At 62.6% G+C, this 25,653-nt stretch carries 32 protein-coding genes and 1 pseudogene; 17 read left to right on the forward strand and 16 right to left on the reverse strand.

What is annotated here, in order from left to right:
* Nucleotides 1-115: 115 nt before the first annotated feature.
* From KVT39_RS08020 to KVT39_RS08035, 4 genes are read left to right on the forward strand one after another with little or no spacing between them, the layout of a single operon-like run.
* Nucleotides 116-613, forward strand: a complete 498-nt coding sequence (locus tag KVT39_RS08020; protein ID WP_105391346.1) for a diheme cytochrome c — start codon at nucleotides 116-118, stop codon at nucleotides 611-613.
* Nucleotides 579-1,316 (forward strand): cytochrome b/b6 domain-containing protein, encoded by a 738-nt coding sequence (locus KVT39_RS08025; RefSeq protein ID WP_105391347.1) that lies wholly within the window; start codon nucleotides 579-581, stop codon nucleotides 1,314-1,316. Before KVT39_RS08020 ends, KVT39_RS08025 begins: the two co-directional genes overlap by 35 nt.
* 24 nt (nucleotides 1,317-1,340) lie before the next feature.
* On the forward strand, nucleotides 1,341-2,006 hold the full coding sequence (locus KVT39_RS08030; protein WP_217588345.1) for a response regulator: 666 nt from the start codon (nucleotides 1,341-1,343) through the stop codon (nucleotides 2,004-2,006).
* A gap of 5 nt (nucleotides 2,007-2,011) precedes the next feature.
* On the forward strand, nucleotides 2,012-3,391 hold the full coding sequence (locus tag KVT39_RS08035; RefSeq protein ID WP_175747054.1) for an ATP-binding protein: 1,380 nt from the start codon (nucleotides 2,012-2,014) through the stop codon (nucleotides 3,389-3,391).
* Nucleotides 3,392-3,505: 114 nt separating this feature from the next.
* Here KVT39_RS08035 and KVT39_RS08040 read toward each other — a convergent pair whose 3' ends face one another.
* Nucleotides 3,506-3,901 (reverse strand): hypothetical protein, encoded by a 396-nt coding sequence (locus KVT39_RS08040; RefSeq protein WP_217588346.1) that lies wholly within the window; start codon nucleotides 3,899-3,901, stop codon nucleotides 3,506-3,508.
* Nucleotides 3,902-4,342: 441 nt separating this feature from the next.
* On the opposite strand from KVT39_RS08040, the gene KVT39_RS08045 reads away from it, so the two are divergent.
* A complete protein-coding gene (locus tag KVT39_RS08045) occupies nucleotides 4,343-5,173 on the forward strand; it encodes a cation diffusion facilitator family transporter (RefSeq protein WP_368858912.1) in 831 nt (276 codons plus the stop codon).
* Nucleotides 5,174-5,284: 111 nt separating this feature from the next.
* On the opposite strand, the gene KVT39_RS08050 is transcribed toward KVT39_RS08045, so the two are convergent.
* On the reverse strand, nucleotides 5,285-5,902 hold the full coding sequence (locus KVT39_RS08050; RefSeq protein WP_105391353.1) for a VTT domain-containing protein: 618 nt from the start codon (nucleotides 5,900-5,902) through the stop codon (nucleotides 5,285-5,287).
* A 228-nt stretch (nucleotides 5,903-6,130) separates the two neighbouring features.
* Here KVT39_RS08050 and KVT39_RS08055 point away from each other — a divergent pair, with 228 nt between their 5' ends.
* On the forward strand, nucleotides 6,131-8,422 hold the full coding sequence (locus KVT39_RS08055) for a heavy metal translocating P-type ATPase (protein WP_217588348.1): 2,292 nt from the start codon (nucleotides 6,131-6,133) through the stop codon (nucleotides 8,420-8,422).
* Nucleotides 8,423-8,433: 11 nt separating this feature from the next.
* Here the strand turns inward: KVT39_RS08055 and KVT39_RS08060 are convergent, their stop codons facing one another.
* Together KVT39_RS08060 and KVT39_RS08065 are read right to left on the reverse strand one after the other, a co-directional pair.
* Complete coding sequence (locus KVT39_RS08060; protein WP_217588349.1) at nucleotides 8,434-9,384, reverse strand: universal stress protein; 951 nt, start codon at nucleotides 9,382-9,384, stop codon at nucleotides 8,434-8,436.
* Nucleotides 9,385-9,507: 123 nt separating this feature from the next.
* Nucleotides 9,508-10,119 (reverse strand): TetR/AcrR family transcriptional regulator, encoded by a 612-nt coding sequence (locus tag KVT39_RS08065; protein ID WP_051983726.1) that lies wholly within the window; start codon nucleotides 10,117-10,119, stop codon nucleotides 9,508-9,510.
* 476 nt (nucleotides 10,120-10,595) lie between these two features.
* Between KVT39_RS08065 and KVT39_RS08070 the strand changes: the two genes are divergently transcribed.
* The 3 genes from KVT39_RS08070 (at nucleotide 10,596) to KVT39_RS08080 (ending at nucleotide 13,257) form a co-directional block, all read left to right on the forward strand.
* Entirely contained in the window at nucleotides 10,596-11,183 is a 588-nt protein-coding gene (locus KVT39_RS08070; protein ID WP_175746964.1) for a tetratricopeptide repeat protein, read from the forward strand.
* A 120-nt stretch (nucleotides 11,184-11,303) separates the two neighbouring features.
* Complete coding sequence (locus KVT39_RS08075) at nucleotides 11,304-12,131, forward strand: hypothetical protein (protein ID WP_105391356.1); 828 nt, start codon at nucleotides 11,304-11,306, stop codon at nucleotides 12,129-12,131.
* 115 nt (nucleotides 12,132-12,246) lie between these two features.
* Nucleotides 12,247-13,257 (forward strand): hypothetical protein, encoded by a 1,011-nt coding sequence (locus KVT39_RS08080; RefSeq protein ID WP_217588350.1) that lies wholly within the window; start codon nucleotides 12,247-12,249, stop codon nucleotides 13,255-13,257.
* On the opposite strand, the gene KVT39_RS08085 is transcribed toward KVT39_RS08080, so the two are convergent.
* The gene (locus tag KVT39_RS08085; RefSeq protein WP_146120844.1) at nucleotides 13,244-13,615 is read right to left on the reverse strand and encodes a hypothetical protein; all 372 of its coding nucleotides are present in this window, start codon (nucleotides 13,613-13,615) and stop codon (nucleotides 13,244-13,246) included. The two genes, KVT39_RS08080 and KVT39_RS08085, sit on opposite strands and share 14 nt — an antisense overlap.
* Between KVT39_RS08085 and KVT39_RS08090 the strand changes: the two genes are divergently transcribed.
* The 7 genes from KVT39_RS08090 (at nucleotide 13,614) to KVT39_RS08120 (ending at nucleotide 18,759) form a co-directional block, all read left to right on the forward strand.
* Entirely contained in the window at nucleotides 13,614-13,769 is a 156-nt protein-coding gene (locus KVT39_RS08090) for a hypothetical protein (protein WP_165948038.1), read from the forward strand. The genes KVT39_RS08085 and KVT39_RS08090 overlap by 2 nt on opposite strands.
* Before the next feature lie 534 nt (nucleotides 13,770-14,303).
* Nucleotides 14,304-14,489: a hypothetical protein gene (locus tag KVT39_RS08095; RefSeq protein ID WP_217588353.1), complete on the forward strand. Its 186-nt coding sequence runs from the start codon at nucleotides 14,304-14,306 to the stop codon at nucleotides 14,487-14,489.
* Complete coding sequence (locus KVT39_RS08100; protein ID WP_034181437.1) at nucleotides 14,490-14,756, forward strand: DUF1488 domain-containing protein; 267 nt, start codon at nucleotides 14,490-14,492, stop codon at nucleotides 14,754-14,756.
* A gap of 243 nt (nucleotides 14,757-14,999) precedes the next feature.
* The gene (locus KVT39_RS08105) at nucleotides 15,000-16,676 is read left to right on the forward strand and encodes a SagB/ThcOx family dehydrogenase (RefSeq protein ID WP_254640394.1); all 1,677 of its coding nucleotides are present in this window, start codon (nucleotides 15,000-15,002) and stop codon (nucleotides 16,674-16,676) included.
* An 81-nt stretch (nucleotides 16,677-16,757) separates the two neighbouring features.
* Nucleotides 16,758-16,979 carry a hypothetical protein gene (locus KVT39_RS08110; RefSeq protein WP_034181801.1) on the forward strand — a complete coding sequence of 74 codons (222 nt, stop codon included), beginning with the start codon at nucleotides 16,758-16,760 and terminating at the stop codon, nucleotides 16,977-16,979.
* A 65-nt stretch (nucleotides 16,980-17,044) separates the two neighbouring features.
* On the forward strand, nucleotides 17,045-17,764 hold the full coding sequence (locus tag KVT39_RS08115; protein WP_034181435.1) for a Crp/Fnr family transcriptional regulator: 720 nt from the start codon (nucleotides 17,045-17,047) through the stop codon (nucleotides 17,762-17,764).
* 416 nt (nucleotides 17,765-18,180) lie between these two features.
* Complete coding sequence (locus tag KVT39_RS08120; RefSeq protein WP_217588355.1) at nucleotides 18,181-18,759, forward strand: hypothetical protein; 579 nt, start codon at nucleotides 18,181-18,183, stop codon at nucleotides 18,757-18,759.
* On the opposite strand, the gene KVT39_RS08125 is transcribed toward KVT39_RS08120, so the two are convergent.
* The 9 genes and pseudogenes from KVT39_RS08125 to KVT39_RS08160 form a co-directional block, all read right to left on the reverse strand.
* Nucleotides 18,729-18,908, reverse strand: a complete 180-nt coding sequence (locus tag KVT39_RS08125) for a hypothetical protein (RefSeq protein ID WP_034181434.1) — start codon at nucleotides 18,906-18,908, stop codon at nucleotides 18,729-18,731. The genes KVT39_RS08120 and KVT39_RS08125 overlap by 31 nt on opposite strands.
* 192 nt (nucleotides 18,909-19,100) lie before the next feature.
* Nucleotides 19,101-19,199 (reverse strand): annotated as a pseudogene (locus KVT39_RS37875) (Crp/Fnr family transcriptional regulator); the annotation flags it as partial.
* Nucleotides 19,200-19,233: 34 nt separating this feature from the next.
* Nucleotides 19,234-19,575, reverse strand: a complete 342-nt coding sequence (locus KVT39_RS08130) for a hypothetical protein (protein ID WP_051983725.1) — start codon at nucleotides 19,573-19,575, stop codon at nucleotides 19,234-19,236.
* A gap of 46 nt (nucleotides 19,576-19,621) precedes the next feature.
* Entirely contained in the window at nucleotides 19,622-19,828 is a 207-nt protein-coding gene (locus KVT39_RS08135; RefSeq protein WP_175746959.1) for a hypothetical protein, read from the reverse strand.
* Nucleotides 19,829-19,838: 10 nt separating this feature from the next.
* Nucleotides 19,839-20,051, reverse strand: coding sequence for a 30S ribosomal protein S21 (gene rpsU, locus KVT39_RS08140; RefSeq protein WP_034181433.1), 213 nt, complete (start codon nucleotides 20,049-20,051; stop codon nucleotides 19,839-19,841).
* Between the two features lie 33 nt (nucleotides 20,052-20,084).
* The gene (locus tag KVT39_RS08145) at nucleotides 20,085-20,294 is read right to left on the reverse strand and encodes a hypothetical protein (protein ID WP_034181432.1); all 210 of its coding nucleotides are present in this window, start codon (nucleotides 20,292-20,294) and stop codon (nucleotides 20,085-20,087) included.
* Between the two features lie 47 nt (nucleotides 20,295-20,341).
* Nucleotides 20,342-20,626, reverse strand: coding sequence for a hypothetical protein (locus KVT39_RS08150; RefSeq protein WP_034181798.1), 285 nt, complete (start codon nucleotides 20,624-20,626; stop codon nucleotides 20,342-20,344).
* Between the two features lie 717 nt (nucleotides 20,627-21,343).
* Nucleotides 21,344-21,547, reverse strand: a complete 204-nt coding sequence (locus KVT39_RS08155; protein ID WP_034181431.1) for a cold-shock protein — start codon at nucleotides 21,545-21,547, stop codon at nucleotides 21,344-21,346.
* A gap of 297 nt (nucleotides 21,548-21,844) precedes the next feature.
* Nucleotides 21,845-22,129: a hypothetical protein gene (locus tag KVT39_RS08160; protein WP_131948223.1), complete on the reverse strand. Its 285-nt coding sequence runs from the start codon at nucleotides 22,127-22,129 to the stop codon at nucleotides 21,845-21,847.
* Between the two features lie 874 nt (nucleotides 22,130-23,003).
* Here KVT39_RS08160 and KVT39_RS08165 point away from each other — a divergent pair.
* Nucleotides 23,004-23,219 (forward strand): hypothetical protein, encoded by a 216-nt coding sequence (locus tag KVT39_RS08165; protein WP_034181429.1) that lies wholly within the window; start codon nucleotides 23,004-23,006, stop codon nucleotides 23,217-23,219.
* A gap of 198 nt (nucleotides 23,220-23,417) precedes the next feature.
* On the opposite strand, the gene KVT39_RS08170 is transcribed toward KVT39_RS08165, so the two are convergent.
* On the reverse strand, nucleotides 23,418-24,596 hold the full coding sequence (locus KVT39_RS08170; protein WP_131948222.1) for a chromate transporter: 1,179 nt from the start codon (nucleotides 24,594-24,596) through the stop codon (nucleotides 23,418-23,420).
* A complete protein-coding gene (locus tag KVT39_RS08175) occupies nucleotides 24,593-25,570 on the reverse strand; it encodes a chromate resistance protein ChrB domain-containing protein (protein WP_105393520.1) in 978 nt (325 codons plus the stop codon). The genes KVT39_RS08170 and KVT39_RS08175 overlap by 4 nt, the downstream gene beginning before the upstream one ends.
* Nucleotides 25,571-25,653 lie beyond the last annotated feature (83 nt).

Raw genomic sequence — 25,653 nt, forward strand, 5'->3', positions numbered from 1 at the left:
CAAGCGAGAGCCCCTCGTCACGGCGCCATCGGCGCTGGACGCTTCCCGGAGAAGGGGGAGGTGTTCATCCCATCTCAGTTGGCTCATGAGCCTGAAACCCTGATGGTGAACGGTCATGAATAGCGTTGATTCGACGATCTCCGTGCGCAAATTCGTTTGCCTGAGCCTTGTCATGATGTTGCTGCTGCCGCGTGCGGCGCTGGCGGAAGAGGAGATGCGGGGTGCCGCGATTCCGTTGCTGCCCAAGTACAAGCAGGAGTGCGCGACCTGCCATATCGCGTATCCGCCCGGGGCGCTGCCTGCCGAGTCGTGGCGCCGCATCCTGAACGGTCTTGATCGCCACTTCGGCACCGATGCGACGTTGGATGCGGCAACGGTCGGGCAACTGGAGACCTGGCTGACGGCACACGCGGCGACGGGCTCCGCGGCCCGCCGTCCGCCGGAAGACAGGATTACCCGATCGTCGTGGTTCATCGCCACCCACGATGAAGTCCCGGCGTCGTTGTGGCGCAGCCCCGCAGTCAAACGGCCGTCGAACTGTGCCGCGTGTCATACACAAGCAGACAAAGGAAATTTCGATGAACGATTCATCCGCATCCCCGGTACGAGGTGAACCGGAGAAGTCGCGTCCCGCACGGATACTGGTTTGGGACGCACCGCTGCGCGTGTTCCACTGGCTTCTGGTCGTTGCCTTTGGCGGCGCATGGCTTACCGCCGAGAGCGAACAATGGCGACTGATGCACGTCGCGTTCGGGTACACGATGCTGGGGCTCGTTGCGTTTCGCGTCGCGTGGGGCCTTGCCGGCACGCGTCATGCGCGGTTCTCTTCGTTCGTGCGTCCGCCGGCGACCGCTTTCCGCTACTTGCTGAGCCTTGCCAAAGGCAGGCCTGAACATTACGTCGGCCATAATCCGGCCGGAGCGATTGCGATTGTGGCCATGCTGGCGATGACGGTCGTCACCGGCGCGACCGGCTGGGTGGCCTACACGGGCAATGGCGAATCGTTCGGTGATTTCCATGAGGGTGCGGCGAACATCATGCTCGCGCTCGTTGCGGTACATGTCGCCGCCGTTCTCGTCAGCAGCGCCGTTCATCGCGAGAATCTGGCCGGTGCGATGGTGACCGGCTACAAGCGCGGGGCGCCAGTTGACGGCATCCGGCGTGCTTGGTGGGGAATTGCGGCCATCATGACAGCAGCGGTGATCGGCTGGTGGTGGACACAATGGCGTGCGGCACCGCAGCCCGTACCAGCGGACCGGCCCGTCGCGACGGACACCAACCGTCCCGCGAACGGGGCGGGCCGGGACGACGATTGACGGCCGCAGGCGGAGTGCTTCATCGTGCGTATCCTGCTCGTGGAAGACGACGTCCTGCTCGGTGACGGAATCCGCGCCGGATTGCGCCAGCAAGGGTTCCAGGTCGACTGGGTGCGCGATGGCGACGCGGCCCAGCGCGAGCTGCGCGCGCATGTGCATGCCGCGGCGGTCCTTGATCTCGGTTTGCCGCTCGTGGATGGCATGGATGTCTTGCAACGCATTCGTCGCGACGGTGTTGCGTTGCCGATCCTGATTCTTACCGCGCGCGATGCCGTGCCCGACCGCATCAAGGCGCTCGATGTGGGGGCCGACGACTATGTGATCAAGCCCGTAGACTTATACGAGCTCGGTGCGCGCCTGAGAGCGCTGGTTCGGCGCTCCCATGGCAGGCCGACGGAGCGGCTCCAGGCGCAGGACGTCGAGCTGGAGCCCGCGTCGCGAACTGCGCGCCGCGCCGGCGTCGCCGTTGCGCTGTCGACGCGCGAGTTCGACCTGCTGCACATCCTGATGCTGAATGCCGGTCGGGTCCTGTCGCGCGAGCAGATCGAGCAGTATCTGTACAGCTGGGGGCAGGAGGTGGAGAGCAACGCCGTCGAGGTGCACATACATCGTTTGCGTAGCAAGCTCGGCAGCGAGCTGATCCGGACCGTGCGCGGCGTGGGTTACGTGCTGATGCGGGACGGCGCATGAAAGCCATGCTGCCCGCGCGCTCGTTGCATGGCCGGCTGCTGACGCTCGTGCCGGCCGTGGTCCTCGGCGTCTGGCTGTCGACGCTGATGCTGACCTGGCTTGATGCTCAGCGCGAGATTGACCAGTTGCTCGACGGCCACCTCGCGCAGGCGGCGGCACTGCTCGTCGCGCAACAGGCGCGAGGGCCGGATGACGACGACAATGCGATTGATGCGCCGATCCTTCATCCGTACGGGCCCCGCGTGGCATTTCAGGTGTTTCATGACGGGCGGCTCGGCCTGCACTCCGAGAATGCGCCGTCGATGCCGATGGTGGCTTCCGAACTGATCGGGCGCGATCGCGCCTCCGGATTCTGGACCGTCGTGATCGACGGGGCTGCGTGGCGGGTATTCGTCGTGCGCGGATTGCGCGACGATGTTCAGGTGTTCGTGGGCGAACGAATCGATTCACGCAAATCGATCCTGGGCGCCGTCATGCGAAGCGCATTGTGGCCGATGGCGGCTGCCTTGCCGTTGCTGGTGCTGGCCATCGGCTGGGCGGTACGCCGCGGCACGGCGCCGCTGCGTGATTTTGGCCGGGCGCTGGCGAAACGGAATCCGCAGGCGCTTGACACGATTCAACTGGATCGGACGCCGCTAGAGATGCGGCCGATGCTGGACGCGCTGAACCGCCTGTTCGAACGGATTCGTACCGTGCTGGACGCGGAACGCCGTTTCACTGCCGATGCGGCTCACGAGTTGCGCACGCCGATTGCGGCCGTGAAGGCACAGGCGCAGGTTGCAATGGCAGAGCGAAATGACGAGCGGCGCCAGCATGCGCTGCGGGGCGTTCTCGAAGGGTGTGATCGAGCGGCACGTCTGGTGGATCAGCTCTTGCTGCTTTCGCGTCTCGATGCGGGCGCACTGGCGGATCGCGCGCCGGTCGATGTTTCGGCCCTGGCGAAGCGGGTGGTCGCGGAGGCGGCGCCACTGTCGATCGGGAAACAGCAGAAGCTGGAACTCGATGCGCCATCGCCGTGTATCGTCGGCGGCAACGAAGCATTGCTCGCGTCGATGGTGCGCAATCTGGTCGACAACGCGATTCGCTATAGCCCGCCGCGGGCGCATATTGTCGTTTCGGTAAGCCGAGAACGGCGGCGTACCACGCTACGGGTCGAGGACAGCGGTCCGGGCATTGGCGACGTCGACCTGCGCAGACTGGGTGAACGGTTCTTTCGGCCGGCGGGAACCCGGCCGAGCGGGAGCGGCCTTGGATGGTCGATCGTGCGGAGAATCGCATCGGCGCATGACGCAGACATCCGGATCGATCGATCGACCACGCTTGGCGGATTGCGTGTGATCGTTTCGTGGCCGGATGCTGACGAAATCGATACGGCACCAGGTTAGCCGATCGGGTAGGTCCGGCCGGGCAGGACGAGTTCTACGCGTTGCCGGAGATCTTGGGAGCGGCCAGAGCAGCAGTACCGGCACGTTCGGCACCGGACGCGCCGAACCATGTGATCATTGGCTGGCCGCGCCGTTTCCGGGACCGCCAGGTTGGCCGTGCATGTAGCCCATGCCCATGCCCATGCCCATGCCTTGCCCCCGATGCATGCCCTTCATATGGGGGGGAACGTCCGGGAGCTTGATGCCACGTGCTTTTGCTCGTTTCTGCATTTCGGCGTGGTGTTCGTCACGTATTTTTTCGCGCTCGGCGTCCGACGCGGCGGCGAGCATACGAGTACGGTATTCATTCCGCTCGGCCGGCGTCATCAGCTGGCTGCCGTAAATCATGCCTCCTGCCTCACTTGCCGTACTGCGAGCGGGCTGACGGGGCTGGGCATCGGCAAAACTGAACGTCATCGCGATTGCAACGCCGAGCAGGCAAGCAACGGTGAACGTATTCGCTCTGGACATGGAAGTCTCCAAACCATTTTCGTGTATTCAACCGTATAGAGAAGGGCGGCAGATCCTTTGTTTCAGATCAAGTGCCGGCGAGTGACCGTCAATACTATCGAACGCATACCGCGGATCACGTTGTGGTCAAATGTGCGCCGACCCGTCGATGATGTATGCCGCACGTGCGCGAATGGCGTTCGACGAACTTGCGCTCCGAACGTCTGCACTGGAACAGCATGCGTCCTTGCCCCGTGTTCTCGACTTGCTGACATGCCATGACCGGTAAGCACGTGCCGATCCGGTTCGCTCAACCCCTGGAATGTGACACGGATCGTGACGTCAAAGAACAGCGATGATTTCCCGGAGACCGTTGCGGAAGCGACGCCAGCGGCGGCCGTGGCAGCCACTCGAAGCACCTGGGTGAGCGTCGCGGTGAATCTCGTGCTAAGCATCGGACAGGTGGTGATAGGTGTTCTGTCCCGATCGCAAGGTCTCGTCGCAGACGGTATTCATTCATTGTCCGATTTGCTCGCGGATTTCGTCGTCCTGCTGGCCAGCCACCATAGCAGGAAGCCCGTTGACGCAAAGCATCCGTACGGACATCAGCGCTTCGAGACCGGCGCATCGCTTGCACTTGCATTGATCCTGCTACTGGTCGGTGGCGGGATGCTCTGGTCCGCGATACAGAAACTGGAACACCCGGAAGCAATCCAGCGCGTCCACGCGGTTGCTCTATGGGTCGCGGCTATTGCGCTTATCGCGAAGGAAAGCTTGTTCCGTTACATGCTTGCAGTTGCAACGCGGGTGAAATCGAGCATGTTGGTCGCCAACGCATGGCATGCGCGCTCGGATGCCGCGTCCTCTCTGGTGGTCGGGTTCGGCATCGTCGGCAATTTGCTCGGTTACCCGCTCCTTGATCCCGTTGCCGCGCTGATCGTCGGCGGGATGATCGTGAAAATGGGCGCTACTTTCGGTTGGGACGCATTGCACGACCTGATGGATCGATCGGCCGACGCCAAAGATGTGCAGGCGATCCTCGCGACGCTACGTACGACACCGGGCGTGCTTGACGCGCACGACCTGCGCACGCGAAAGACGGGCGATCTGATCCTCGTCGACGTGCATCTCGACATCGATGCAGATCTCACCGTTGCTCAAGGGCATGCTATCGCTGTCGACGCGCGTGCTCGCGTGATGAGACATCATCGTGTTCTGAACGTGACGACGCACGTCGATCCCCGCAAGCGGGAAAGCGTCGCCGAAATCGCGTCGGAGATTCGAGGTGCGTAGACAAGAAGGGCCCGTCGACACGCTCGTTCAAAATGCTGCCTCGGCGGGGGGATCGGTGCAGGGTGGTGGCGCGTTTGCCTGCCACACTCTCCCGGAGCGCGCCCGTTCATGTCATCCGGAGTTGCGCGGATGATGACCGCGTCGAAACGTCAATCGACGTTCGTTGACGAGTGCACGCCAATTGAGCTTCATCAACGCGAAGACGAAGCCGAGCAATACCAGTTGCGTGACGACGAAGTATCCGCCGAGGTAAGTGCCTTCGAGCTGAGATTCCACATCCAGCCGGGTCGACGCAAAGCGGCCGAGGAGCGCCCAGATCGCATAGGTCATTGCGCGGCCGATGAAGAACGCCACAGCGATGATCTTGAGCGGCAACCCTGATAGTCCATACGCGATGAACAGATAGTTCGATGGAAGCGGGCTCAATGCATAGAAAAAGAATGCGCTGGCGGTCAGCGTCTTGTGCTTCCGCAGCCAGTGTGTGGCGATGTCGATATTCTCGCGATCGGATTCCCGTATCCAGCGGGACCGCACGAGCGACCTCGCGAAGGTAGCCAGAATGACGCGGCCCGTTGTTGCAGCGCCAGCCGCGACGACAGCAAAGATCAATGGATTTCCGGCAGGCAGATTGAACCCGACCCACGACATCGCCATCCAGGTCGGAGGGGCGAACGCCGGTATGAGATTCAGCAGAAGAATCACGAGGAACAGCACGGCCAGCGTTAGCACGATATCGACTCCAGGCCATCCGGCATCATGATTCCATTTTGCTGACGAAAGGAGTCGACGGCTTGACTCACGTCAAGCAAGGCATCGTGCCCGCATTTCGCCGGAGGCGTGTCGTCCTGACCCAGGTCAAGCATCGAACGGAGGCGTTTCCTAGACTGATGAAACGCGATCCGCGACCGGGTTCGGGTTCACCGAACACGTCCATGCACGGGGATCTGAAATATCGTCATGTCTCGAATTCCCTGGTCAATCGATTTCATGTTGCTGGTCTTTGCGGCCGTTACGCTCGCCGGTGGAGGCGTGTGCGTTGCGTTCGGCCTGCCTTCAGTCGCGCGAATCGTCTGGCTGCTCGGCACGTTGCCGGTCTTGCTCGCCCTGACTGTATCCATCGCAAAGGCCGTCGTGAAGCGGCAGGCCGGCATCGATGTTCTCGCGTGGCTGGCGATCGGGCTGGCGGTGGCGCTCGACGAGACGCTGACTGCCGCCGTCATTGCATTGATGCTGGCCAGCGGACGTACCCTCGAACAGTATGCGCAAGATCGTGCGCAACGCGAGATGACCGCGCTGCTCAGCCGTGCGCCCCGGCAGGCAATCCGATTCGAGAGCGGTGAATGGCGTTCTGTCGCGCTGGAAACCATCTGCCCCGGCGACCGGCTGCTCGTGCGGAGCGGCGAATTCGTGCCGGTCGACGGCACGCTGACCAATGACGCGGAACTGGACGAATCCATGCTGACGGGCGAGTCGTCGACCCAGCGGCGAAGCTCCGGGGAGCTCGCATGCAGCGGCGTGGTGAACGCCGGTGCTCCGTTTGAAATGGTCGCCCGCGCGACGGTCGGCGACAGTACATTCGCCGGTATCGTCCGGATGGTCGAGAGTGCGCAACGCGAGCGCAGTCCGGCCGTCCGTCTTGCGGATCGCTATGCGGCATTCTTCGTGCTGGTTTCGCTGCTGATCGCGGGTATCTCCTGGCTGGTGACAGGCGACATTGCACGCGCGCTTGCCGTGCTCGTCGTAGCCACTCCATGTCCGTTGATCCTCGCGGTGCCGGTAGCAATCGTTTCCGGCATGTCGCGCTGTTCGAAGCGAGGCGTTCTGGTCAAGGGCGGAGGCGCGCTGGAACGTCTAGCGCAAGCGACGATTCTCTTCTTCGACAAGACAGGGACGCTGACGGGCGGCCGGGCGCGCATCGTTTCGATCGAGTGCGGCCCGGATGTCGGAACGCACGATGTGCTGCGTTTCGCGGCATCGTTGGCGCAAGCTTCGGGTCATGTCATTTCGGATGCGTTGACGGTCGCGGCGCGGGAACGCCACGTCGACCTTTCTCCGCCGTCGGCCGTCAAGGAAACGGCCGGCGAAGGCGTGACAGGCCAGGTCGACAACCGGACCGTCGCAATCGGCAAGTTCGAGTACGTATCCGCCCGTTCGACCGTTGTGCCCTGGAGCGACGCCTTCCTTCGGCGGGTCGGCAGCCAGGGCGGGGCTGCAGTATTCGTTGGCGTGGATGGCGCGATGATCGGCGCAATTCAAATGGCCGACCAGGTGCGGCTGGAAACGCCGAGGGCATTGCGGCTGCTGAAACGCGAGGGCGTCAAGCGTCTCATCATGCTGACCGGCGACCGGCGGGACATTGCGGAAGCCGTTGGCGAACTGTTGGGCGTAACCGATGTACGCGCGGAGCAAACGCCAACGGACAAGCTTGCCGCCATTCGGGCAGCTCGCAAGGAGGGCGTAGTGATCATGGTGGGCGACGGCGTGAATGACGCGCCAGCGCTGGCGGCGGCCGACGTCGGTATTGCGATGGGTGCGCGCGGGGCGGCGGCGTCGTCGGAAGCGGCCGACGTGGTACTGCTGGTGGATCGGCTGGATCGGCTCGTGGACGCGATGCGTATCGCCCGGCAGTCGCGCCGGATTGCGCTGCAGAGCGTGGTGATCGGCATGTCGTTGTCTGTCGCCGCCATGACGATTGCTGCGTTGGGATTCCTGCAGCCGATCGCCGGTGCGGTGATTCAGGAGATCATCGACGTCGTCGTCATCATCAATGCGTTACGGGCGTCACTTGCGCGCCCGATGTCGACGGAGGCTCGCCTCGCCGACATCGACGTCGAAAAACTCAAGAGCGAGCATTCGGCATTGGCGCCGCTGATGGACCAGATCAGGGATCTGGCAGATCGCATACCTAAGCTATCCGGCGCAATCATGGCGAACGAACTCGCTCATGTAATCGACTCGCTGGACGAACGGCTTTTGCCTCACGAACAATCCGACGACCTCGACGTCTACCCGCGTCTCGCGCCACTTCTCGGCGGCGAGGACCCGCTCGCGGCGATGAGCAGCGCGCACCGGGAAATTTTCAAGATGGTTCGGTCGCTCAGGCAGATGGTCGCGGACATGCCGGATGACGGACCGGACGCGATGCAGATGCAGGCGGTACAACGCTTGCTGTACGGGCTGGAAGCAATCGTACGCCTGCATTGTGCTCAAGAGGAGGAGCTGTTCCACGCAGTCGGAACGGATGCGTGACAAAAAGCGCGTCACGCACCACGCGCATTCACGAGAAGGACAGGCGTCTTCGTGATCCGCGCGACGCGGCCGGCAACGCTACCGACAACCCAGCCCGCGATGCCTCGCCGCCCATGGGTGCCCATGACGATCATGTCCGCATTCCATTCGGCAGCTTCGTGCACGATTACCTGAGAAACGTCCGAGCCGGTTCGATCCGTTTGAAGCAGTTGCGACTGCGAGTGCGCGGTTACGCCATCGAGCACGGTCGCGGCTTCTTGCAGCGCCTGATTTCCTTCGTTGATCAATGCGCCCTCTATTGTTTCGACTGGTACGAAGTCACCCAGCGATACGGCGCGATCCTGTACGTAGATCGCGCGTAACTCGGTGTCGGGTCTCGAGAACTGCAATCCGACTCGCAATGCGTCGAGCGCCAGGGGGCTTCCGTCAACGGCAAACAGAATTCGCTGCGGCAGATGCTCGGCAGCCGAGACGAAACTTTCCGGAACGATAAGCAGCGGGCAACGAACAAGCCTGGCAAGCGGGCCCGAAACCGTTCCTTCAACCCATCTGCGCAACCCATGGTGCTGATGCGCACCGACGATCAGAAGGTCGGCCTGTTGAGCTTCCGTACTCTCGATCAGCGCACGCACGATATCGCCGCCATGCTTGGACAGGTCGATGACTTCCGTTTCGATGTCGATATCGTCGCGCTGCATTTCGTTTTTGGCGCGTGACACGGAGTCGGATGCGTCTTTAAGCAACTCGTTGCGCGCGGCCTCGAGAAATGCAGTGGCCTGTGATCCGAGCGGCACGAGCGTTCGCGGATTTTCCGCAATACTCACGATGTGTACCGACGCATTCGGAGGAACGATGTGCTGCGCATAGGCGACTGCCCGGTCGGACGCAACGGAGCCGTCGATTGCGATCAGTACCCTTTGGAGAGGAGCCCCTGCCTGGAAGGTTGAAGTGCTGGTGCTCATGAGCGTCTCCCGGTGGCAACCCAAGGTCTTGTACGCGGTAATTTTTTGCGCGCGCGGCTTGTGGCAGCTTGATCGCCATCAAGTTTTCAAGAATTAGCCGGCGACGTTCCGGCCCCACTCGGATCACGCGCGTTGCGTATGGGCGTCCGCGTGTTTCGCGTGCCCGGTGCCGGCACGCATTTCCTGTTCCAGGAGCGCTTTCGCGGCTTGCCACGCCCGCCCTGCGGACGCCGAATCGTTGAACGCTCTCGCTTCGACTGTCGCACCGTCCAGCAGCATCATATAAACGGCCGCCAGCCGTTGTGCCGTTTCGGGCGAAACGAGATCCGCGAGCAGTTCGGCGATCCATTCGACCATCTTGCGGCGATAGCGGATCGCGACATCCGAGATGGGCGCATACGCCGTTCCGAATTCGGCCAGCGCGCGCTCGAACAGGCAACCGGCGAATGCCGGCGTATTGAACCACGCTTCGTACCAGTCGAAGATCGTCTTGACCCGCTCGACCGGATCGGCGACGTGCTGCAGCTGCGCGTCGATACTGCCTACGATCAGGTCGTAACGCTGGACCAGCACTTCCCGGATCAGTTCGTCCTTGCTCGGAAAATGCCGATACAGCGTCATTCGGGCGACGCGAGAATCGTCGATGATCCAGTCGACACCGACCGGATGAAAACCGTGCTTCGAGAACAGTTCGGTAGCTTTATCTACCACCAACTGGCGTTTGCTGGCTCGCACGAACGGTTCCCTCCTTGATCCTTCCGACTGCGTAGATTAAACATTCTAGCATCGTACCGCTCGGTCACATCCGGTCTCGCCACCGATCTCCCGGACTTGGCGGGTCCGCATCATGATGCGCGTTCGCAAGTTGTCTTGACTATGATATAGACCGATATGTATCATTTGAAACTGGAAAGCGATGGTCGATGCTGCGTGCTTTAAAAAAATAGGAACGTGAGCCATCGATTCACTGCTCGACGGTGCCGCAGCGGGCACAGCAGCGAAATTGAAAGAATGCCGGCGGCGCCCTGTGCCTCTTGCCGGCTTCTGGCGATGCAGCGGTAATGCAAGACGAAAAGAGAACCTGAGAGAGCCGTGGGTTACGTGTCGGTGCTGGCGGATGGTATTCGCCGCGCCGCGCGCAAACCGGTGCGCGCTCGCGGGGCGGGATCGCGCGAAGCAGTCGGCGCAAATAAAACTCGAGGAAAGTACCCATGTACCGCCGTTTACTCGCACCGGGGCTGTTGTTGCTGCTGGCCGCGTGCGCGCAGGATCCGTCCGTGACCAGCAACACGGTGCGGATCTGCGACGACACCGGCTGTTCCTATCGACCTAAAGATCAGGTCTCCTATCAAAATAAGGGCGATGCGGAAGATCGCGAAGACCCTCGCATCGTCGCACTGAAGCAGGCCGCGAAAGCCCAGCCGAAGGCGGCCTACGATCTCGGCCTGCGTTATTTCCGCGGCGACGGCGTGCGCCAGGACAGCTATCAGGCACTCAAGTGGATGCGCGACGCCGCCGAGCGCGGCGACCTGCGGGCGCAGAAGGCGCTCGGCAGCTTCTACCTGTTCGGCCTCGAGGAAATGGGCTCCGATCCACGCGAAGCGGACAAGTGGCTGTCGATCGCGGCCGGCCGCGGCGACAAGGAGTCGAAGAAGCTGCTCGAACTCGCGCGCAAGGCGAAGAAGGAAGACGAAGAAGACTGGAAATGGCGCACGCAATGGCGTGACGTCTATTACGGCTACTGGAACTCGGGCTATCCGTACTACGGCGTCTGGAATCAGACGTACTGGTACTACTGACCGGGCCGGAAGCAACGGGGGCGGCAGCGGGGAGACCACCATCGCGCGCCACGCCGGGGGGCTTATCGACGTTCGTACGGACACGTAAGCCGAATAACGACTCTATCGAACGATAACGACATGAAGACCATCCTTTCCCATCGTCTCACCCAAGGTGCGCTGGTTGCAGCGCTTTGCGCGTCCGTCGCGGGCTGCGGCGGCGTGGTGACGCCCGGCGGCCAGAACGCCGGCGTGACGGGCGCCGCTGCAGGCGGCACGAGCGCAGGCGCCGATTCGGGGCTGCAGCGCTGCACGTCGCCGCTCGGCACGATCGCCGTCGACGACGGCCGCAACGCCGACTGGTGGGGCCCGTTCGGCAGCGCGACCAAGATGACGACGATCGACCCGCTGCTGCGCCTGGCGGTCCAGCAGTCGAACTGCTTCGTGATCACGTCGATCGGCAACCAGAAGAGCGACGCGCGCCTGTCGCGCATCACGCAGCTGCAGCGCAGCTCCGGCGAATATCGCGCGGGCTCGAAGCAGCAGAAGGGCCAGCGTGTCGCGGCCGACTACTACATGGAACCGCAGATCGTCATCAACGATTCGCCGATCGGCGGCATCGGCAGCATGATCGGCGGGCTGATCGGCAACGGCGCGGTGGCGGCGGTGGCCGGCCACCTGCAGGCGAAGGCATCGGTCGTGACGCTGACGCTGTTCGACGTGCGCTCGGCCGTGCAGATCGCGGCGTCGGAAGGCAGCTCGACGGCGACCAACTACGGCGCGGCGCTGGGCGGTTTCGGCGGCGGCGTGGGCGGTGCGCTCGCCGGTTTCTCGTCGACGCCGGAAGGCAAGGCGACGGTCGTCGCGTTCATCGATGCGTACAACAAGATGGTCGTCGCACTGCGCAGCTACAAGGCGCAGGACGTCAAGGGCGGCCTCGGCCGCGGCGGCCAGCTCCAGGTCAACTGATGTCCCCTGGCCGGCGGTGCGCCGCCGGTCGATTTCCGATACGTGAATGTCCGTGCGTGCGGCGTGATCTGCGCGTCTCGGCTTCGTTCGCCCTTTTCGTTCCGAGGTGACTCCGATGAAAGCCTTTGCATTGATCGCATTGACCTGTCTGGCGCTGACCGCGTGCGGCGGCGACGACAATTCCTCGCCCGCATCGTCCGGCAGCGGATCGGGCACGAGCAATAACGGTGGAAGCGGCGGCACGGGTTCCGGCGGCACGGGTTCCGGCGGTACGGGAAGCGGCGGGTCGGGCGGCAGCACGCTGACGCTGCGCTACGACGCCCAGCCGACCGCAGCGGATCAGGCGAGCTTCCTGACGCTGCTCAACAGTGAAGGCGCGAAGGGCTATCGTTATCTGGGCGACTACTTCTACAACGCGTCCAACGGCGGTTCGCGCTCGATCTTCGTGAGCGACGGCACCGCACAGACCTACACGTACCAGTTGCAGTCGACGCCCGCCGACATGACGGGCTTCGTCAGTCAGGCCAACGCGCAAGGCGCGAGCGGCTACCGCTTCGAAGGGCCGCTCACGTACGGTTATCTCTATCGCAAGGACGGCGGCTCGTCGGCTACCTATACGTACGCGACAACGGGCCTGCCGGCCGACACGAACGCGTTCCTCGCGCAGGCGAACGGCCAGGGCCAGTCGGGCTACTGGTTCGTGGGCCCGATGATGATCGGATCGGTGCAGGCGAACGTGTACATGAAGAACAACGCTTCGAACGCAACCTACACGTACGACGCGCTGGTGCCGACGTCGAACGTCAGCGACTTCATCGCGCAGGCCAACAGCGAAGGTGCGAAGGGTTATCGCGCGAAAGGCGGGATGCTGTTCGGCAGCACGATTTCGTGGGTCTACGTGAAGGACCAGACGCAGTCGCCGACCTTCACGTACCAGTCGGCCGCGATCCAGTCGACCGGCGACAGCTTCGTCCAGCAGTCGAACACGTTTGGCGCGCAGGGCTCCGCGTATCTGGGCGATCTCGCGCTCGGCACGACGACCCCGGTGATGGCGTCGTTCTATTTCAAGCCGGCGAACTGCACGGGCTTCCTGTGCACGACGCTGAATCCGCTCACGCAGAACTGAGCGGGTGCCTCCGGCGCAGCAGCATTGCGCGGGTCATTCGCTGCTGAATGATCCGCGCCAGCTGCATCGAGTGCCTCAGGTGCGTCACGTCATCCGTGGACGCATCTTTTGCCGCCGGCTTGCCGGCGGTATTTCGTTTTCGAGTACGGCAGAAGCCAGCCAAACGCCGGCCCTTTTTTGTCCGGCGGACCAGAAAATCGGCCGGAACCGAAGCGAAGCTGCCGGCCTCCATCGACCGCCGGGCCAGGGAAACGCTGATTCGTTTTCCTGAGGGACAGAAGCCGTGCCGGACGCTGGTTTCCGCGAGGGCATCACCTACAATGTAAAGATGGTCGCGACCTGTCAAGGAGGCTGCCATGACTCAGTCAATGATTAGCTTTGTAGTTGGCCTGGCGGTCGTACTCGCCATCGCGGTCATGCTGGCGCTGCGTTACCTGCGCGACCACAAGGGCGAAGGGATGGTTCAGTGGCTTGACGCACATCACATGGGCTGGATGCACCACAAGCACTGACGGCGTGGTCGACGATGCGGTTCCGATCCCGCTCCACGAAGCAGCGACGACAGTTGTGCGCGACGCTGAACAAGCCGCCGCGCACGCTGCGCATCGCTTGGGTCGTGGGGCCGGGAAAATGCTGGCCGGCGGCCGCCCGGTCCGGTTGATGACAGTAATGTGGCCTGGAGTGAATCGTGCCGTTGATGGCCCTTGACGCGAGATAGCGCTTGCATGGCCGTGATATAGGGCGCATTCTCATGAGGTTCGATGTGCGCGACCGGCGATTTTGTTTCGACTCCTTACGCTTCCCCCTGTCCGCACGGTTCCGCAGAACGCTCACCACAATGACCCCGCGCGCGAACGTTGAAGTTGCGAACGTCGTGCGTCAACCCGGCCTCCCCGCGAGGCCCGATCCGGCAGTTCAGTGCGCAACAGAGGCCGTCGGCGGCAAGCCCGCGGGTAGTCCGTTCGTGCCTCCTGTGGGCCGGACGACGACGAAATTCGGTCACCGCGACGGTCCTGACATTTGAAATTCATTTTTCGGGAACCGGCATGCCCAAGCAAACCGAACAGAAGTCCGTCACGTCCGTCAGGCAAAACGATTACGTCGACGCGCAAAAGTCCCGCGCCCAGGCACTGAAGCGCGCGGACATCGAGCGCGCCGAGAAGCGACGCGAAAATGACGCCCGCCTCGATGTCAACGCGAGCAAGTGGCGTTATATCTGCCAGGAGGGTTAGATGGGAAAAATCGACGCGGCACTCAACTTTCCTAATCCCAGTCGCACCTACGACATGTCCAGGCACTGCGTGTGCTTCTGGGGCTACGACAATGCTCGCGAGATTACCTTTCTGGTCGACGATGCGATGCTGGCGAAACTGAACTCCGACATGGATTCGAGCGAGCCCGCGTTGCTGGCGGCCTTCGACCGCAACCGCGACCGGATCCTGGGGCTCGCCAGAGATCTTTACAAGGGCGGCCCCCAGAACAGGTACATGATCTCGTGAGACGGGGCCGGTTTGCGCACGCGCCCGACCCGACGTATGCCTTCCTTCTGACCTGCACTGGCCGTGAGTAGTCGTCTGCTGGCGTCGGGACTGCCGATCGTTCGGGCGGAGAGCACGGACGGCTCGGTCCGGCGAGCCCGCGACTATTTCCTGCCGATCGCATACTGAAGACCTCGGGGAAAACAAGCACTCGCACCTCGGCGAAATCGATGTTGAAGGAAGGCGCGCGCCGGATTCCCCGACATGATGACGGCCGCGCTTAAGCGTCGAGCCATCCGGTTTTGTACAGTGCGTATGCAGTATTCCGGGTCTGAGGTGGACATGGATCGGTTAAGGCATGCGCTGCTTGATTATCACGAACGCAGCAAGCACCGCCTCGACTTCTACGCTCCCGGCCCCGGGCGGCTCGACTGGGCAACCCAGCCGGACCCGTTCCGGGTGTTTCGTGGCGCACCGCGCGTCGATCTGCCATTGGCCGCGGACACGCTGGCCACGCGCTACAACGCGTTGCGTTGCGGCAACCTGCCGCCCGCGCACGAATTCGATCTGTCCAGTCTGGCAATCCTGTTCGAACTCTCGCTCGGCTTGTCGGGGTGGAAATCCTATGGTGCCCAGCGGTGGGCACTGCGCTGCAATCCTTCGAGCGGGAATCTGCATCCGACCGAGGGCTATCTTCTGTGTCCGGCCCTGCCCGGCTTGTCCGCAGGCGTCTATCACTACCTGAGCCGGGATCATGCGCTTGAACATCGCGCCGCGGTGGACGAGCCGCAATGGACCGACGCGTTTTCGGGAAGTGGCGTCCTGGTCGGCGTCAGCTCGATCCATTGGCGCGAAGCGTGGAAATATGGCATGCGCGCCTGGCGCTACTGCCAACAGGATTGCGGCCATGTCGTCGCTGCGATGAGTTATGCAGCAGCTGCGCTCGGCTGGCAGACGCGGTTGATGGAGGCGGCTGCGGATGACGCAGTGGCCGATTTGCTCGGCGTGGACCGCCGCGAAGATTTCAGTGAAGCCGAAGCGGAGGCGCCGGATCTTTTGCTCTGGATCGGCAACCCCGAGACGCGACCCGATCTCGAGCGCATGCGGATCGCTTTGGGCAGCGCACAGTGGCACGGGCGCGCCAATCAACTGAGTTCGGGACATGTGGCCTGGCCGGACATTGATTCGATTCATCGCGCCACGCACAAGACCCGTACTCGCGAACCACCGTCGCCGAACCCGGAGCCGTGCTCGGCGCCGGCGATGCCAGCCCTCGATCTCGGCTTCGCCCGAATCGCCAGACAGCGTCGCAGCGCCGTGAATTTCGATGGCACGACGCGCATCGGCGACGCGGCCTTCTTCAGCATGCTGACATGCCTGCTGGCACGTCCCGGCACACCGCCGTGGAATGCGCTGACGTCTCCTGCCGCGGTGCAGGCGGCGCTGTTGGTGCATCGCGTCGACGGCCTGGAGCCGGGCCTCTATATGCTCGCAAGAAACCCTGGCGCACTGCCGGATCTGAAGCGATCCCTGCGTCCGGAATGGCTGTGGCAAAAGACCGGGCCGGACGACCTGCCGCTCTATCTGCTACTGCCTTACGATTTGCGCGCGGCGGCAGGGTTGATCTGCTGCCACCAGGATATCGCCGCCGATTCCTGCTTTGCGCTCGGGATGATTGCGAGATTCGAAATCGCGTTGAAGCAGCCATGGCGTTATCGCCACCTGTTCTGGGAATGCGGGATGCTTGGCCACGCGCTCTATCTCGAAGCAGAAGCCGCCGGCGTGCGCGCGACGGGGATCGGCTGCTTTTTCGATGATGAAATGCATGCATTGCTCGGCGCGAAGGACCATGTCTGGCAATCCCTGTATCACTTCACCGTTGGCGGCGCGGTGGACGATCCACGTCTGTCGGCATTTCCGCCGTACGAGAGACAGCCTTGACTGACAGCCCACCGACCTCTCCGTTCGATTTCACCCGGAGTGCTAGGATGATTGAACATGTGCAGTGCAGAAAGTCACATCATGGACGATTTCACATTCAGTACCAAAACACACTTCGCACGCATTCGTGTGATGGAATCTGCGCGTGGTGTGTACCGAGGTTATGTGTATTTGCGCCGCACCGACGAGGGGCCGAACGATGATCCCCCATACCAGACCGATTTCGATCGGGAGCAGTACGATCTCGCGCTCGAAGACGCCAAGATCCTCGCGCAACGTCTGCTTCGCGAGTTCGAGTCTTGAGCGGATGACGCTTCGTGGCGTCGAGTCGCGTTGGGGGAAGGCCGCAATCACTGCAGGAGCGAGCTATGTCGGCGCAGCTATCCCCGATTGACAATCATCTGCTCGCAGCCTTGCCGCCAGAAGCTCTCGCGCATATTTCGCCGCATCTTGTGCTGGTCGAGATGCCGTTGGGAAAGGTGCTGTACGAGTCGGGGGGGGCGCTCAGTCATGTCTATTTTCCGACGACCTCCATCGTCTCGCTGTTGTACGTGATGGAAGACGGTTCGTCGGCCGAAATTGCCATCGTCGGCAACGACGGGCTGATCGGCATCGCGCTGTTCATGGGGGGCGAAACGACCCCAAGCCGCGCGATCGTCCAAAGCGCCGGACACGCTTACCGACTCGATGCACGCATGCTGAAAGACGAGTTCCGTCGCGGCGGCTCGATGCAGCGGCTCTTGCTGCGCTACACCCAGGCGCTCATCACGCAGATGGCGCAGACCGCCGTCTGCAATCGGCATCATTCAATCGATCAGCAGCTGTGCCGCTGGCTCCTGCTCAGTCTCGACCGGCTGCCGTCGAGCGAACTGAAGATGACGCAGGAGTTGATCGCCAACATGCTCGGTGTCCGACGATCGGGCGTGACGGAAGCTGCGCTGAAACTTCAGGATGCCGGATTGATCCGGTACAACTATGGGCACATCGAGGTATTGGATCGATCCGGGCTCGAAAAGCGTGTGTGCGAATGCTACGGCGTGGTCAGGCGAGAATTCGACCGCTTGCTTCCTGATTTGAAGCGCCTTTAGAGCCCTTTGGAACCGTACCGAGGCCACGCGCCTGTCCGTGCCATCGGGTTCGTACGGCAGCGTACCGACTGCCGAAGCCCGCGGGTGCATGGTGGTACATGACGCACAGACTGCAGATCGGCCGCAGACTTCATGGAGAAAGCATGCCGTGATGGAAGCGGGACGTTGCGATCCGTATCGCTTGCGCAGTTTTATCCCGACTCGGGCGGCGCAAGCCAATCCATGATGAAACGCGGTTGCTTGACGGAGCTTGTTGATGAACGATCATCCGAAACGAGAAAAGAATTCGCAGGACGGGCAACAGGAACAGGCGGACGCACGCGCGACTGACGACGGGATGCCCGTTGTTCATCCAGACTGGCCAAGACGCCCTGCCTTTTCGTGGAAAGCCGTCACACCCAAGCAACGCATTTCCGATGCAAGGAAACGTCTGGGAATGGGTTTTATGTCGAACCATTAACCCAGGCGTAGCAAAACTCCTCGCTCTCAAACAGAACGAGGAGCCGCCCCAGCAAGGCGGAATTCGAAGCCGGCCAAGCGCCGGCTTTTTACTTTGGCACGTCGCTCGTTACGACAAACGGCGCCTGCAATGCCGCGATGTCCGTCGTCGGGCAGCGGCGTCAAGGGTGCCGGTTTTTTATGATCATCCCGATACGGGACAACGTCGTCGCAGTGATCGACGAGCGTATTCAAACGACCGCGTTCAAACCTCGCTGCGGGAGATGATCGGTTCATCGACGCTGCAGGCGCTCACCCGCATCGAACGAGCAATTGCCGGCCCGCTTGCACGAGCGGTGTCGTTGCGCGGAGCCGCGCGGGATCAAGGCCAGCGCCGAATTCTCGATCCGCCTGCGCCAGGGTATCTGGCGCCGGAACGTCTGCGGTGCAGCCTGCGCGATGCGCGCACGACGACGCGAGGCGCGAACGTCAACCGCCGCCTGCGCCGGGAGCAGTGCCGCGTCATTTACTTCACCCGATGGTCGGGACTGAAATAGCGCCACTTGCTCGCATTGGAGTCGATGCGGGCGTCGTTTTGCGTACGCTTGTCGGCCCGTTCGATGTCGGCGCGGGCGAGGTCGTCGCGGAGTTTTTGCCGGGTTGCCTGATCGCGTCGATCGATTGCCGTGCTTTCCTGGTATTTCATGGTTCCCTCGGAGCGAGGTGAGCGGATTGTCGGCCGGTCGCGGCGAATTTGCCGCGGCTGGTGGGTCGGATCTCTGGTGAAGCGATCTCGCCATCGACGATGTCCCTGCCGAATTGCATCGCCAGTTCGACGGCGAACGCCGCCGTTTGAGGCGCGCCTTCGTGGAAAACGGCCCGTGTCTCGCGCGGCGCAGCCGCGGAGGCGGTCGAGGCCGGGCAGCAGCCAGCGGCACGGCTGCCGATCGATCGAGTGATGCGGGTTGCAGACGGCGGCCTGCGCCGTCTGCGTGATTGGACGCATTGTCGCCGTGCGAGCGCTGCCGGGATCAGACATTCTCCCTGAGGTAGCGGATGCACTTCATTCGTAGACTCGATCGCCCCGCGAGTGCGTCTCGCGGAGGGGGCGTCGAGTCTTTTGCCGCACCAGGGGGCGGTCCTGAAAATGCGGCGTTGTCGACCGGGCGGACCGACTTCGCTATCTGAAGCGACGCATGGCCGATCCAGACCCGATCGCGCCACTCGCATTTCGCGCGATGGACGATCAACCATCCTTGCAGCGATTCGACGAGCTGAAACGGCGACAGCCACTCGCGACTCTGCCGTTGCGTGACGAGTTGCAGGACAACAAGGAAATAGAGCAAATCAACGTACTTGGTCCGGACGCGCATAGTCCATCTTCTGGTTGTCGATGCTCGCGAGTGTGCCGGCGCCGGCTCATCCCTGGATGCTGAGCGCCTTCTCGATCGCTGCAATCAGTTTGAACGCATCGTCCCGCCCGATCAGAAAACCGCGGCTGGTGTACTCGCATCCGAACGCATAGAAGCTCGGCAGCAGCGTCACCATGTCTTTCTGCTGATCGAAATCGACTTCGCATTTCGTCAGCGGGAAAAACGGCGGTGCTTCGCCCGGCATCTTGTACACGGTGTGCTCCCTAGTACATTTTGCGGGGCGGCAACATCCGCTTCGCCCGCAGGCGCTGCCTGGAAACGGCGCTGGCTTTCTTCCGCTTGCGTTCCGTCGTGGGTTTTTCGTAGCTGGTGCGACTGCGCAACTCCCGAATCAGCCCGGTTTTCTCGATAGTGCGTCGGAATCGCCGCAGCGCGACGTCGATCGGTTCGTTGACCTTGAGTGTGACTGTTGTCATGTAGATCCTGTTTGGGAACGTTTGAACGGAAAACTAGCCGAGTCGTGTCATGACGGCGCTCGCTATCTCGTCGGATTCGAATTCCGAATATCCGGCTCCGATCGATAGCGCGCGTACCGCCACGAACATTTGCAGTTCTTGCTGATGGCTTCGTGCCGAGTCGGCGATTCCGGCGGGCAGGACGGTGCCGGTCCAGCTGACCTCACGTCGACTGATCAAGCCGAGTAGTTCGTCGATGATCATGTTGCCCTCCAAATCGCCGACAGATTGCGTTGCGTTGACGGGGCGCGTTAGATCCCGTTGGAAAAGAAGCCCTGTTTCTCGCGATTGTCGTCGATGATGTTCTCGGCGTAGCGCAGCGAAGCGCGACGTGCGTCACCGGCGCTGTCAAACGGGGAGTTGTCGTGCAATCTGAACGTCTGGCTCTGCGTCACCGTGTCGGTGGTGCCGCGAAGGCAAATCTTGACTGCCGCGTCGAAACCGGCATCGTAGTTATGCGGACAGCCATTCGGCGCCGGTACGTGGGGGTAAATCAGTGGATAAATCTCGAATCCACGGTAGACATGCATGCTCATGGCAAACTCCTGGCGTTCGGCCACCACGAATTGCATGGACGAACACATCCGGCCAGTATCGCCGTTGCAGGGCGTGCCGGTGGGGTGAAAGGGACAACGTTGCAGCGCGAGGGAGGGGCGATGCAGCAAGAGGGTAGATGGAGGGGTGAGCAGTCAGACGGCAAGTGATCGCCCGAATAAACCCATCATACGCGCATCGTTTGTTGGGCGTTCAACTTATTCCGGATTGCGCGCGTCGATGCGCTCGGCCCATCACGCCGAGATCGCGCTGCACGGCAGCGGTGGCCGCCTCTTTGCCTATTCGTCGCGCAGCGGTTGGCTCGTTCCGCTATTACGGAGCAGGCGGCCGCTTCTTCGGGCGCGATTTCTCGCTAGCGGGAGCCTTGGGCGGCACCCAGTTCAATGCCGTGCCGAGCTTGGGCAGGGTCATGGCAGGCTTGGCACGCGGAGGCGCCTTGTTACTGCGAGGTTGACTTCTGGTCATGCGGGTTCTCCTGCTGCGCGGCTTGAGCGGTCCGCCGAGCGGGACTCGTCCGCTCACGCACGCGCGGCTGGACACGCGCGCGGCGAGGGGGCTGGGCATCTGCATACGCGCACGTTCGACGTCCGAATACGAAACGGATGACCCGGTCGAGCTTGCATCGGGACGCGTGGCGCCCGCGATGGAGGTGCGTATGCGCAGGAAGCGGCAGTTACGTGCCGCTTCGTGAACGGGACTTACAGGCCGGTAATGTTCGACGCCTGCAGGCCTTTGGGGCCGCTCTTCGTTTCGTAGCTGACTTTCTGGCCTTCGGCGAGCGTCTTGAAGCCGTCGCCGCGGATTTCCGAGAAATGCGCGAACAGATCGTCTCCGCCTGCGTCGGGCGTGATGAAGCCGAAGCCCTTGCTGTCGTTGAACCACTTGACGGTACCGGTATCCATGTTAGATCTCCTGAAAATGGACGAGCGTATGCGCCCTGAATGGACGCGGGAAAAAATAATCAAGGAGGGAGAGGACAACGAATACCGCAGGCCGCGGTTAATGATGGGCAGCAATCGCGCTTCTTGAATACTTCAGCGGCTGACAGTACGCCTCGGCAACGAAGGTGTCAAGCGCTTTCGGCCGAGGGGCAGAACAAGCGACTGCCCAGGAAAATCAGCATTCCGTAAAAAATGCGCGAAAAATCCCCGCGCGCGGCCGTTCGTCGGCCCTGGCCGTACGCCGTCCCGACTGCAACGTCAGAGGGTTGCCAGCAGATGCAACTGATGCTCGGTCTCGGTTCCGGTGATCAACGTGAAGAACCCTGTTTCCCGACGCTCGATTACTGAGAGGCCCTCTGCATCGGAGAAGATGTTCCACGCGACGTCATCGACATGTGCAAAGCTTCCGCGCGTTCGCGCGAACGCTCGCAACAGCGGGCTCGCTTCGCGGCGGAGCACCAGGCGGTCTGCATTCAACACATAGGGTGGCCAGCCGGCACGTAGGACGAGGTAGTGGGGAATGGAACTGCGATCGATTTTCATGGGTTGCGCTGTTTGTTCCAGGGAGGGCTTGCGTTAGCCGGTCCAACTCGTGTCGACGCTGTTCGATTCGCAGCGCGTCGCGCGAATGCACCCGTTGATATCTCCGGCCGGCACAAGCCGGCACTGCCTGCTCGAAGCTCGCGACGCCTGATGAAGCCATCCATGCGAAGCGGCCCCCATGCTTGGCCCAACACATGAATGATGTCGCCCCACAAGCGCCGCGACTGCTTTCCGGAACCGGCGGGGATACATACGAAAACGACCGGCCAGACCTCGAACTTCTTGCGGGTACCCGATTCTCGAACAGACGCGCGAATGTCGAGGAAAGCTGGCTCCACTATACGCGCTGTCGCCGTGATTCGTGCCGTGCCGTCGTGTAAGGGCGCGCTTTGGAGGCACGCGTTCGCAGGAAATTTCGCTATGCAAATTTATGGAACGGCGTACCATCGAATCGTTGGATGACCGCTGACCGGTTCCAACGCATTGCTCAGCGTGCTCCGATGAATGCGATCGGGCTTCTCATCGAATCTGGTGAAAGGCGACCGACCACCTGGGCACCCTTGATAAGTGTTTGACACCCCTCTCTTGTCCCACCGCTCGAGTGCGGCTCCGAAGGAATTCCGGAGCAACGGGCTTCAATCCCTACCCAGGGGCAGCATTTCGCTCGCTGGTCTATCCGTGACCATTGCTACGACGTCGATACGGATGCTTTCCTGATGTCCGTATCGGGTTGCGCACCGCGGTTCGAAAGCGGGATGGCGCGTCGTGAATCCGGTCAGGAGGCCGCCCGGATCAAGGCACGGCTGCAAGTTCGACACTTTCTTGTGCTGCTCCCGCGACAGCCTGGTTCGCGGCAACCAAACGGGGGGAGAAAATGCTCTTCAATACGACACGGTTCCGAATCGATCCGACGCCGCGCAGGGCTGATGGCGAGTACATCGCGCATGTGAGGATCACCACGATGCTTCTGGATGGCGGTGAGCGAGAGGTTCACTCCAGCGGCGATCTGGCTGGCTTCGATGTGCGCGACGACGCGGTTGCATACGCGAAAAAGTGGGCAGAAGGATGGCTGAACGCCCAATTTGGTTGAAGGCGACGGACACTTCGTCCGAAGCGTTCGCCGCGAGGATCGAACCGCAGTGAGCGACAGGCCGGTCTCGACAGGGAGCGCAGCCGAAGCGATCGCTTCGTGCCCGGCGTGCTGGCGAGAACGGGCGCGGTCCGGCGGTCGACGGGCGCGAGCGACAGGCCGGCCCGTCGATCCGAAAGCGCGAATCGCACCTTCGAATCAATGATGGAGCAACGGGTAGGCCACCAGCCCGAGGAGCGCCGCGGCGGTGACGATCACCGGCTCCTGGAGCTTCTTGAAGCGCCACAACAGCAGAACGGTCGCGACGGCCACGACGGCGGTCGGGACGTCGACGATCGAGCGTTTCGCGATGACCAGGACGGAGCCCGTGATTGCACCGACGGCTGCCGCCGTAATGCCGTCGACGAACGCCTTGACGTCGGCCCGGTGACCGTATTTCTTGACGTAGGGCGCCGGGATGATGGTGAACAGATAGCAGGGCAGGAAGGTGCCGAGCGCGGCGACGATTGCGCCCGGGAAGCCTGCCACCAGGTAACCGATGAAGCCGACGGTGATCACGACCGGCCCCGGCGTGATCATGGCGACCGCGACGGCGTCGACGAACTGCTTGTCGTTGAGCCAGTGATGCTCGGTCACGACACCGCCGTACAGAAACGGCACGATCGCGAGCCCCGACCCGAACACGAATGCGCCGGCTTTCGCGAAGAACACGCCGATCTGCGCGAGTTGCGGCAGATCGATGCCGCTCAGCAGGCCGCTTGCCGCCGGCAGGTTGGCGCCGGCAAGCGCGCTCAGCCCGCTCTTGTGCAGCCACTTGGGCGGGGCGCGCCACAGCCAGCCGATCAGGCCGGCGACGATGAAGAGCCACGCGATTTCCGATTCCGTGATGAAGGTCACGGCAGCCAGCGTGATGAAGATCGCCCACAGCAGCTTGTCGTTGCCGACGGTCTTTATCGTGAGCTTGTACGCGCTCATCGCGATGATGCCGACCACGGCGGCCCCGACGCCATAAAAGACCGCCTGCATCCACGACAGCCCGCCGAAGCGTGCATAGGCGAACCCGAGCGCGAGCACCATCAGGAACGACGGCAGCACGAACGCAAAACCGACGAGCGTCGCGCCGCGGATGCGGTAGTGGACGAAGCCGAGATAGATCGCGAGCTGGGCGGCCATCGGTCCCGGTGCGAGCTGGGCCAGCGTGAGTCCTTCCTTGTAGTCGGCCTCCGTGATCCAGCCGCGCTTCTCGACGAGATCGCGACGCATGTAGCCGGCGAGCGCCACCGGGCCGCCGAACCCCAGCGCGCCGAGTCGCAACATGTATCCGACCAGCTGGCCCAGCGAGTAACCCGGCGCGTTTGTCGTCACCGTCGTGGTCATGGCCGTCCTCCGGTTTCGTTCTTTCCGTTCGACGCGAAGTGCGCATGGAGCGAGTCAAGCACCGCGCTCATCTGTTCCAGCAGCTGATCGTCGTTTTCCGTGCGTTGACGCGTGCCGGCCATCACGGCCTCGAAGCCGGCCGCTTCGGGGGCGGCGGGACCGCCGACGTCGAGCGCATGCACGATCTCGCCGAGCCGTATCAACGCCGGATCCGTGTCGAGCCCGAAACTCGCCAGCAAGACCTCGAACGTCACGCGCTCGCCGACGTGCGTGAACGCGGCGCCGTCGAAATCGAAGCCCAGCGCGTCAGGCGGGCAATCCGCGGGCGACGCGAGCCAGACGAAGCGGGCGCGCGCGTCGATGAAGCGGCGGATCAGCCATGCGCTGGCGACACGATCGACCCACATCCGCTGACGGGTGGCCCAGGTGCGGCCCTGGTACTCGTCGGCAGCAAGCCGGCGGACGACGCGATCTGAGGCGTGCGGCTCGCCCGGCGACAGCAGCGTGTCGACCAGCGCGATGAAATCCTGCAGCGCGATTTCGGCGCGGGTCGCCGCATCGCCCGGGAAATAGTCGATCGCACGGAGGGCGTCGAAATCCTTGCGCAGGCGGCGCAGCAGCCGGGCGAGTTCCGTGGCCGACTGCCCGGCAAGCGTCTTGCGCACATCCGCGAGCTCGCGGATGAAGGCGGCGTAGTCGTCGTCGCGCCCGAAGCGTGCGCGGAATTCCTGCTCCTGCGACGCGTCGAGGCTCTGCGTGCGCAACAGGTGGGCCGTCCCGCCGCTGTCGGTGATTGCGTCCGCGAGTTCGCGCAACATGCGTTCGCGTTCTTCCGTGTACGGAAGCAGGTAGATGCCGTCGCGCAGCACGGCACAGCCCTTCGCCTTGAGCGCGCGCCAGAACCGCATGCGGGCCGTCGCGTTTTCCGTGGGGAGGGTCAGAACGAGAATCGACCAGATTGAGAAAGGAATCATGTAGAGAATGCTACTTCCATGTCTGAATATCTACAAGATGACTTTCGGGGACGGGCGGCATGGCGTCGTGGGCACGTGTAGCG

This window comes from Burkholderia sp. GbtcB21, assembly GCF_019091065.1.
Lineage (GTDB): Bacteria > Pseudomonadota > Gammaproteobacteria > Burkholderiales > Burkholderiaceae > Burkholderia > Burkholderia pyrrocinia_C.

Coding starts and splice junctions, on each gene's coding strand:
- rpsU (WP_034181433.1), bottom strand. CDS start 20,051: ATGACAACAGTCACACTCAAGGTCAACGAACCGATCGACGTCGCGCTG.
- KVT39_RS08020 (WP_105391346.1), top strand. CDS start 116: ATGAATAGCGTTGATTCGACGATCTCCGTGCGCAAATTCGTTTGCCTG.
- KVT39_RS08145 (WP_034181432.1), bottom strand. CDS start 20,294: ATGATCATCGACGAACTACTCGGCTTGATCAGTCGACGTGAGGTCAGC.
- KVT39_RS08155 (WP_034181431.1), bottom strand. CDS start 21,547: ATGGATACCGGTACCGTCAAGTGGTTCAACGACAGCAAGGGCTTCGGC.
- KVT39_RS08160 (WP_131948223.1), bottom strand. CDS start 22,129: ATGAAAATCGATCGCAGTTCCATTCCCCACTACCTCGTCCTACGTGCC.
- KVT39_RS08175 (WP_105393520.1), bottom strand. CDS start 25,570: ATGATTCCTTTCTCAATCTGGTCGATTCTCGTTCTGACCCTCCCCACG.
- KVT39_RS08165 (WP_034181429.1), top strand. CDS start 23,004: ATGCTCTTCAATACGACACGGTTCCGAATCGATCCGACGCCGCGCAGG.
- KVT39_RS08170 (WP_131948222.1), bottom strand. CDS start 24,596: ATGACCACGACGGTGACGACAAACGCGCCGGGTTACTCGCTGGGCCAG.
- KVT39_RS08060 (WP_217588349.1), bottom strand. CDS start 9,384: ATGAGCACCAGCACTTCAACCTTCCAGGCAGGGGCTCCTCTCCAAAGG.
- KVT39_RS08095 (WP_217588353.1), top strand. CDS start 14,304: ATGCCCAAGCAAACCGAACAGAAGTCCGTCACGTCCGTCAGGCAAAAC.
- KVT39_RS08070 (WP_175746964.1), top strand. CDS start 10,596: ATGTACCGCCGTTTACTCGCACCGGGGCTGTTGTTGCTGCTGGCCGCG.
- KVT39_RS08075 (WP_105391356.1), top strand. CDS start 11,304: ATGAAGACCATCCTTTCCCATCGTCTCACCCAAGGTGCGCTGGTTGCA.
- KVT39_RS08115 (WP_034181435.1), top strand. CDS start 17,045: ATGTCGGCGCAGCTATCCCCGATTGACAATCATCTGCTCGCAGCCTTG.
- KVT39_RS08025 (WP_105391347.1), top strand. CDS start 579: ATGAACGATTCATCCGCATCCCCGGTACGAGGTGAACCGGAGAAGTCG.
- KVT39_RS08150 (WP_034181798.1), bottom strand. CDS start 20,626: ATGAGCATGCATGTCTACCGTGGATTCGAGATTTATCCACTGATTTAC.
- KVT39_RS08110 (WP_034181801.1), top strand. CDS start 16,758: ATGGACGATTTCACATTCAGTACCAAAACACACTTCGCACGCATTCGT.
- KVT39_RS08035 (WP_175747054.1), top strand. CDS start 2,012: ATGCTGCCCGCGCGCTCGTTGCATGGCCGGCTGCTGACGCTCGTGCCG.
- KVT39_RS08100 (WP_034181437.1), top strand. CDS start 14,490: ATGGGAAAAATCGACGCGGCACTCAACTTTCCTAATCCCAGTCGCACC.
- KVT39_RS08055 (WP_217588348.1), top strand. CDS start 6,131: ATGTCTCGAATTCCCTGGTCAATCGATTTCATGTTGCTGGTCTTTGCG.
- KVT39_RS08130 (WP_051983725.1), bottom strand. CDS start 19,575: ATGCGCGTCCGGACCAAGTACGTTGATTTGCTCTATTTCCTTGTTGTC.
- KVT39_RS08125 (WP_034181434.1), bottom strand. CDS start 18,908: ATGAAATACCAGGAAAGCACGGCAATCGATCGACGCGATCAGGCAACC.
- KVT39_RS08105 (WP_254640394.1), top strand. CDS start 15,000: ATGATGACGGCCGCGCTTAAGCGTCGAGCCATCCGGTTTTGTACAGTG.
- KVT39_RS08120 (WP_217588355.1), top strand. CDS start 18,181: ATGCAAGGAAACGTCTGGGAATGGGTTTTATGTCGAACCATTAACCCA.
- KVT39_RS08085 (WP_146120844.1), bottom strand. CDS start 13,615: ATGGCAGCCTCCTTGACAGGTCGCGACCATCTTTACATTGTAGGTGAT.
- KVT39_RS08080 (WP_217588350.1), top strand. CDS start 12,247: ATGAAAGCCTTTGCATTGATCGCATTGACCTGTCTGGCGCTGACCGCG.
- KVT39_RS08040 (WP_217588346.1), bottom strand. CDS start 3,901: ATGTCCAGAGCGAATACGTTCACCGTTGCTTGCCTGCTCGGCGTTGCA.
- KVT39_RS08090 (WP_165948038.1), top strand. CDS start 13,614: ATGACTCAGTCAATGATTAGCTTTGTAGTTGGCCTGGCGGTCGTACTC.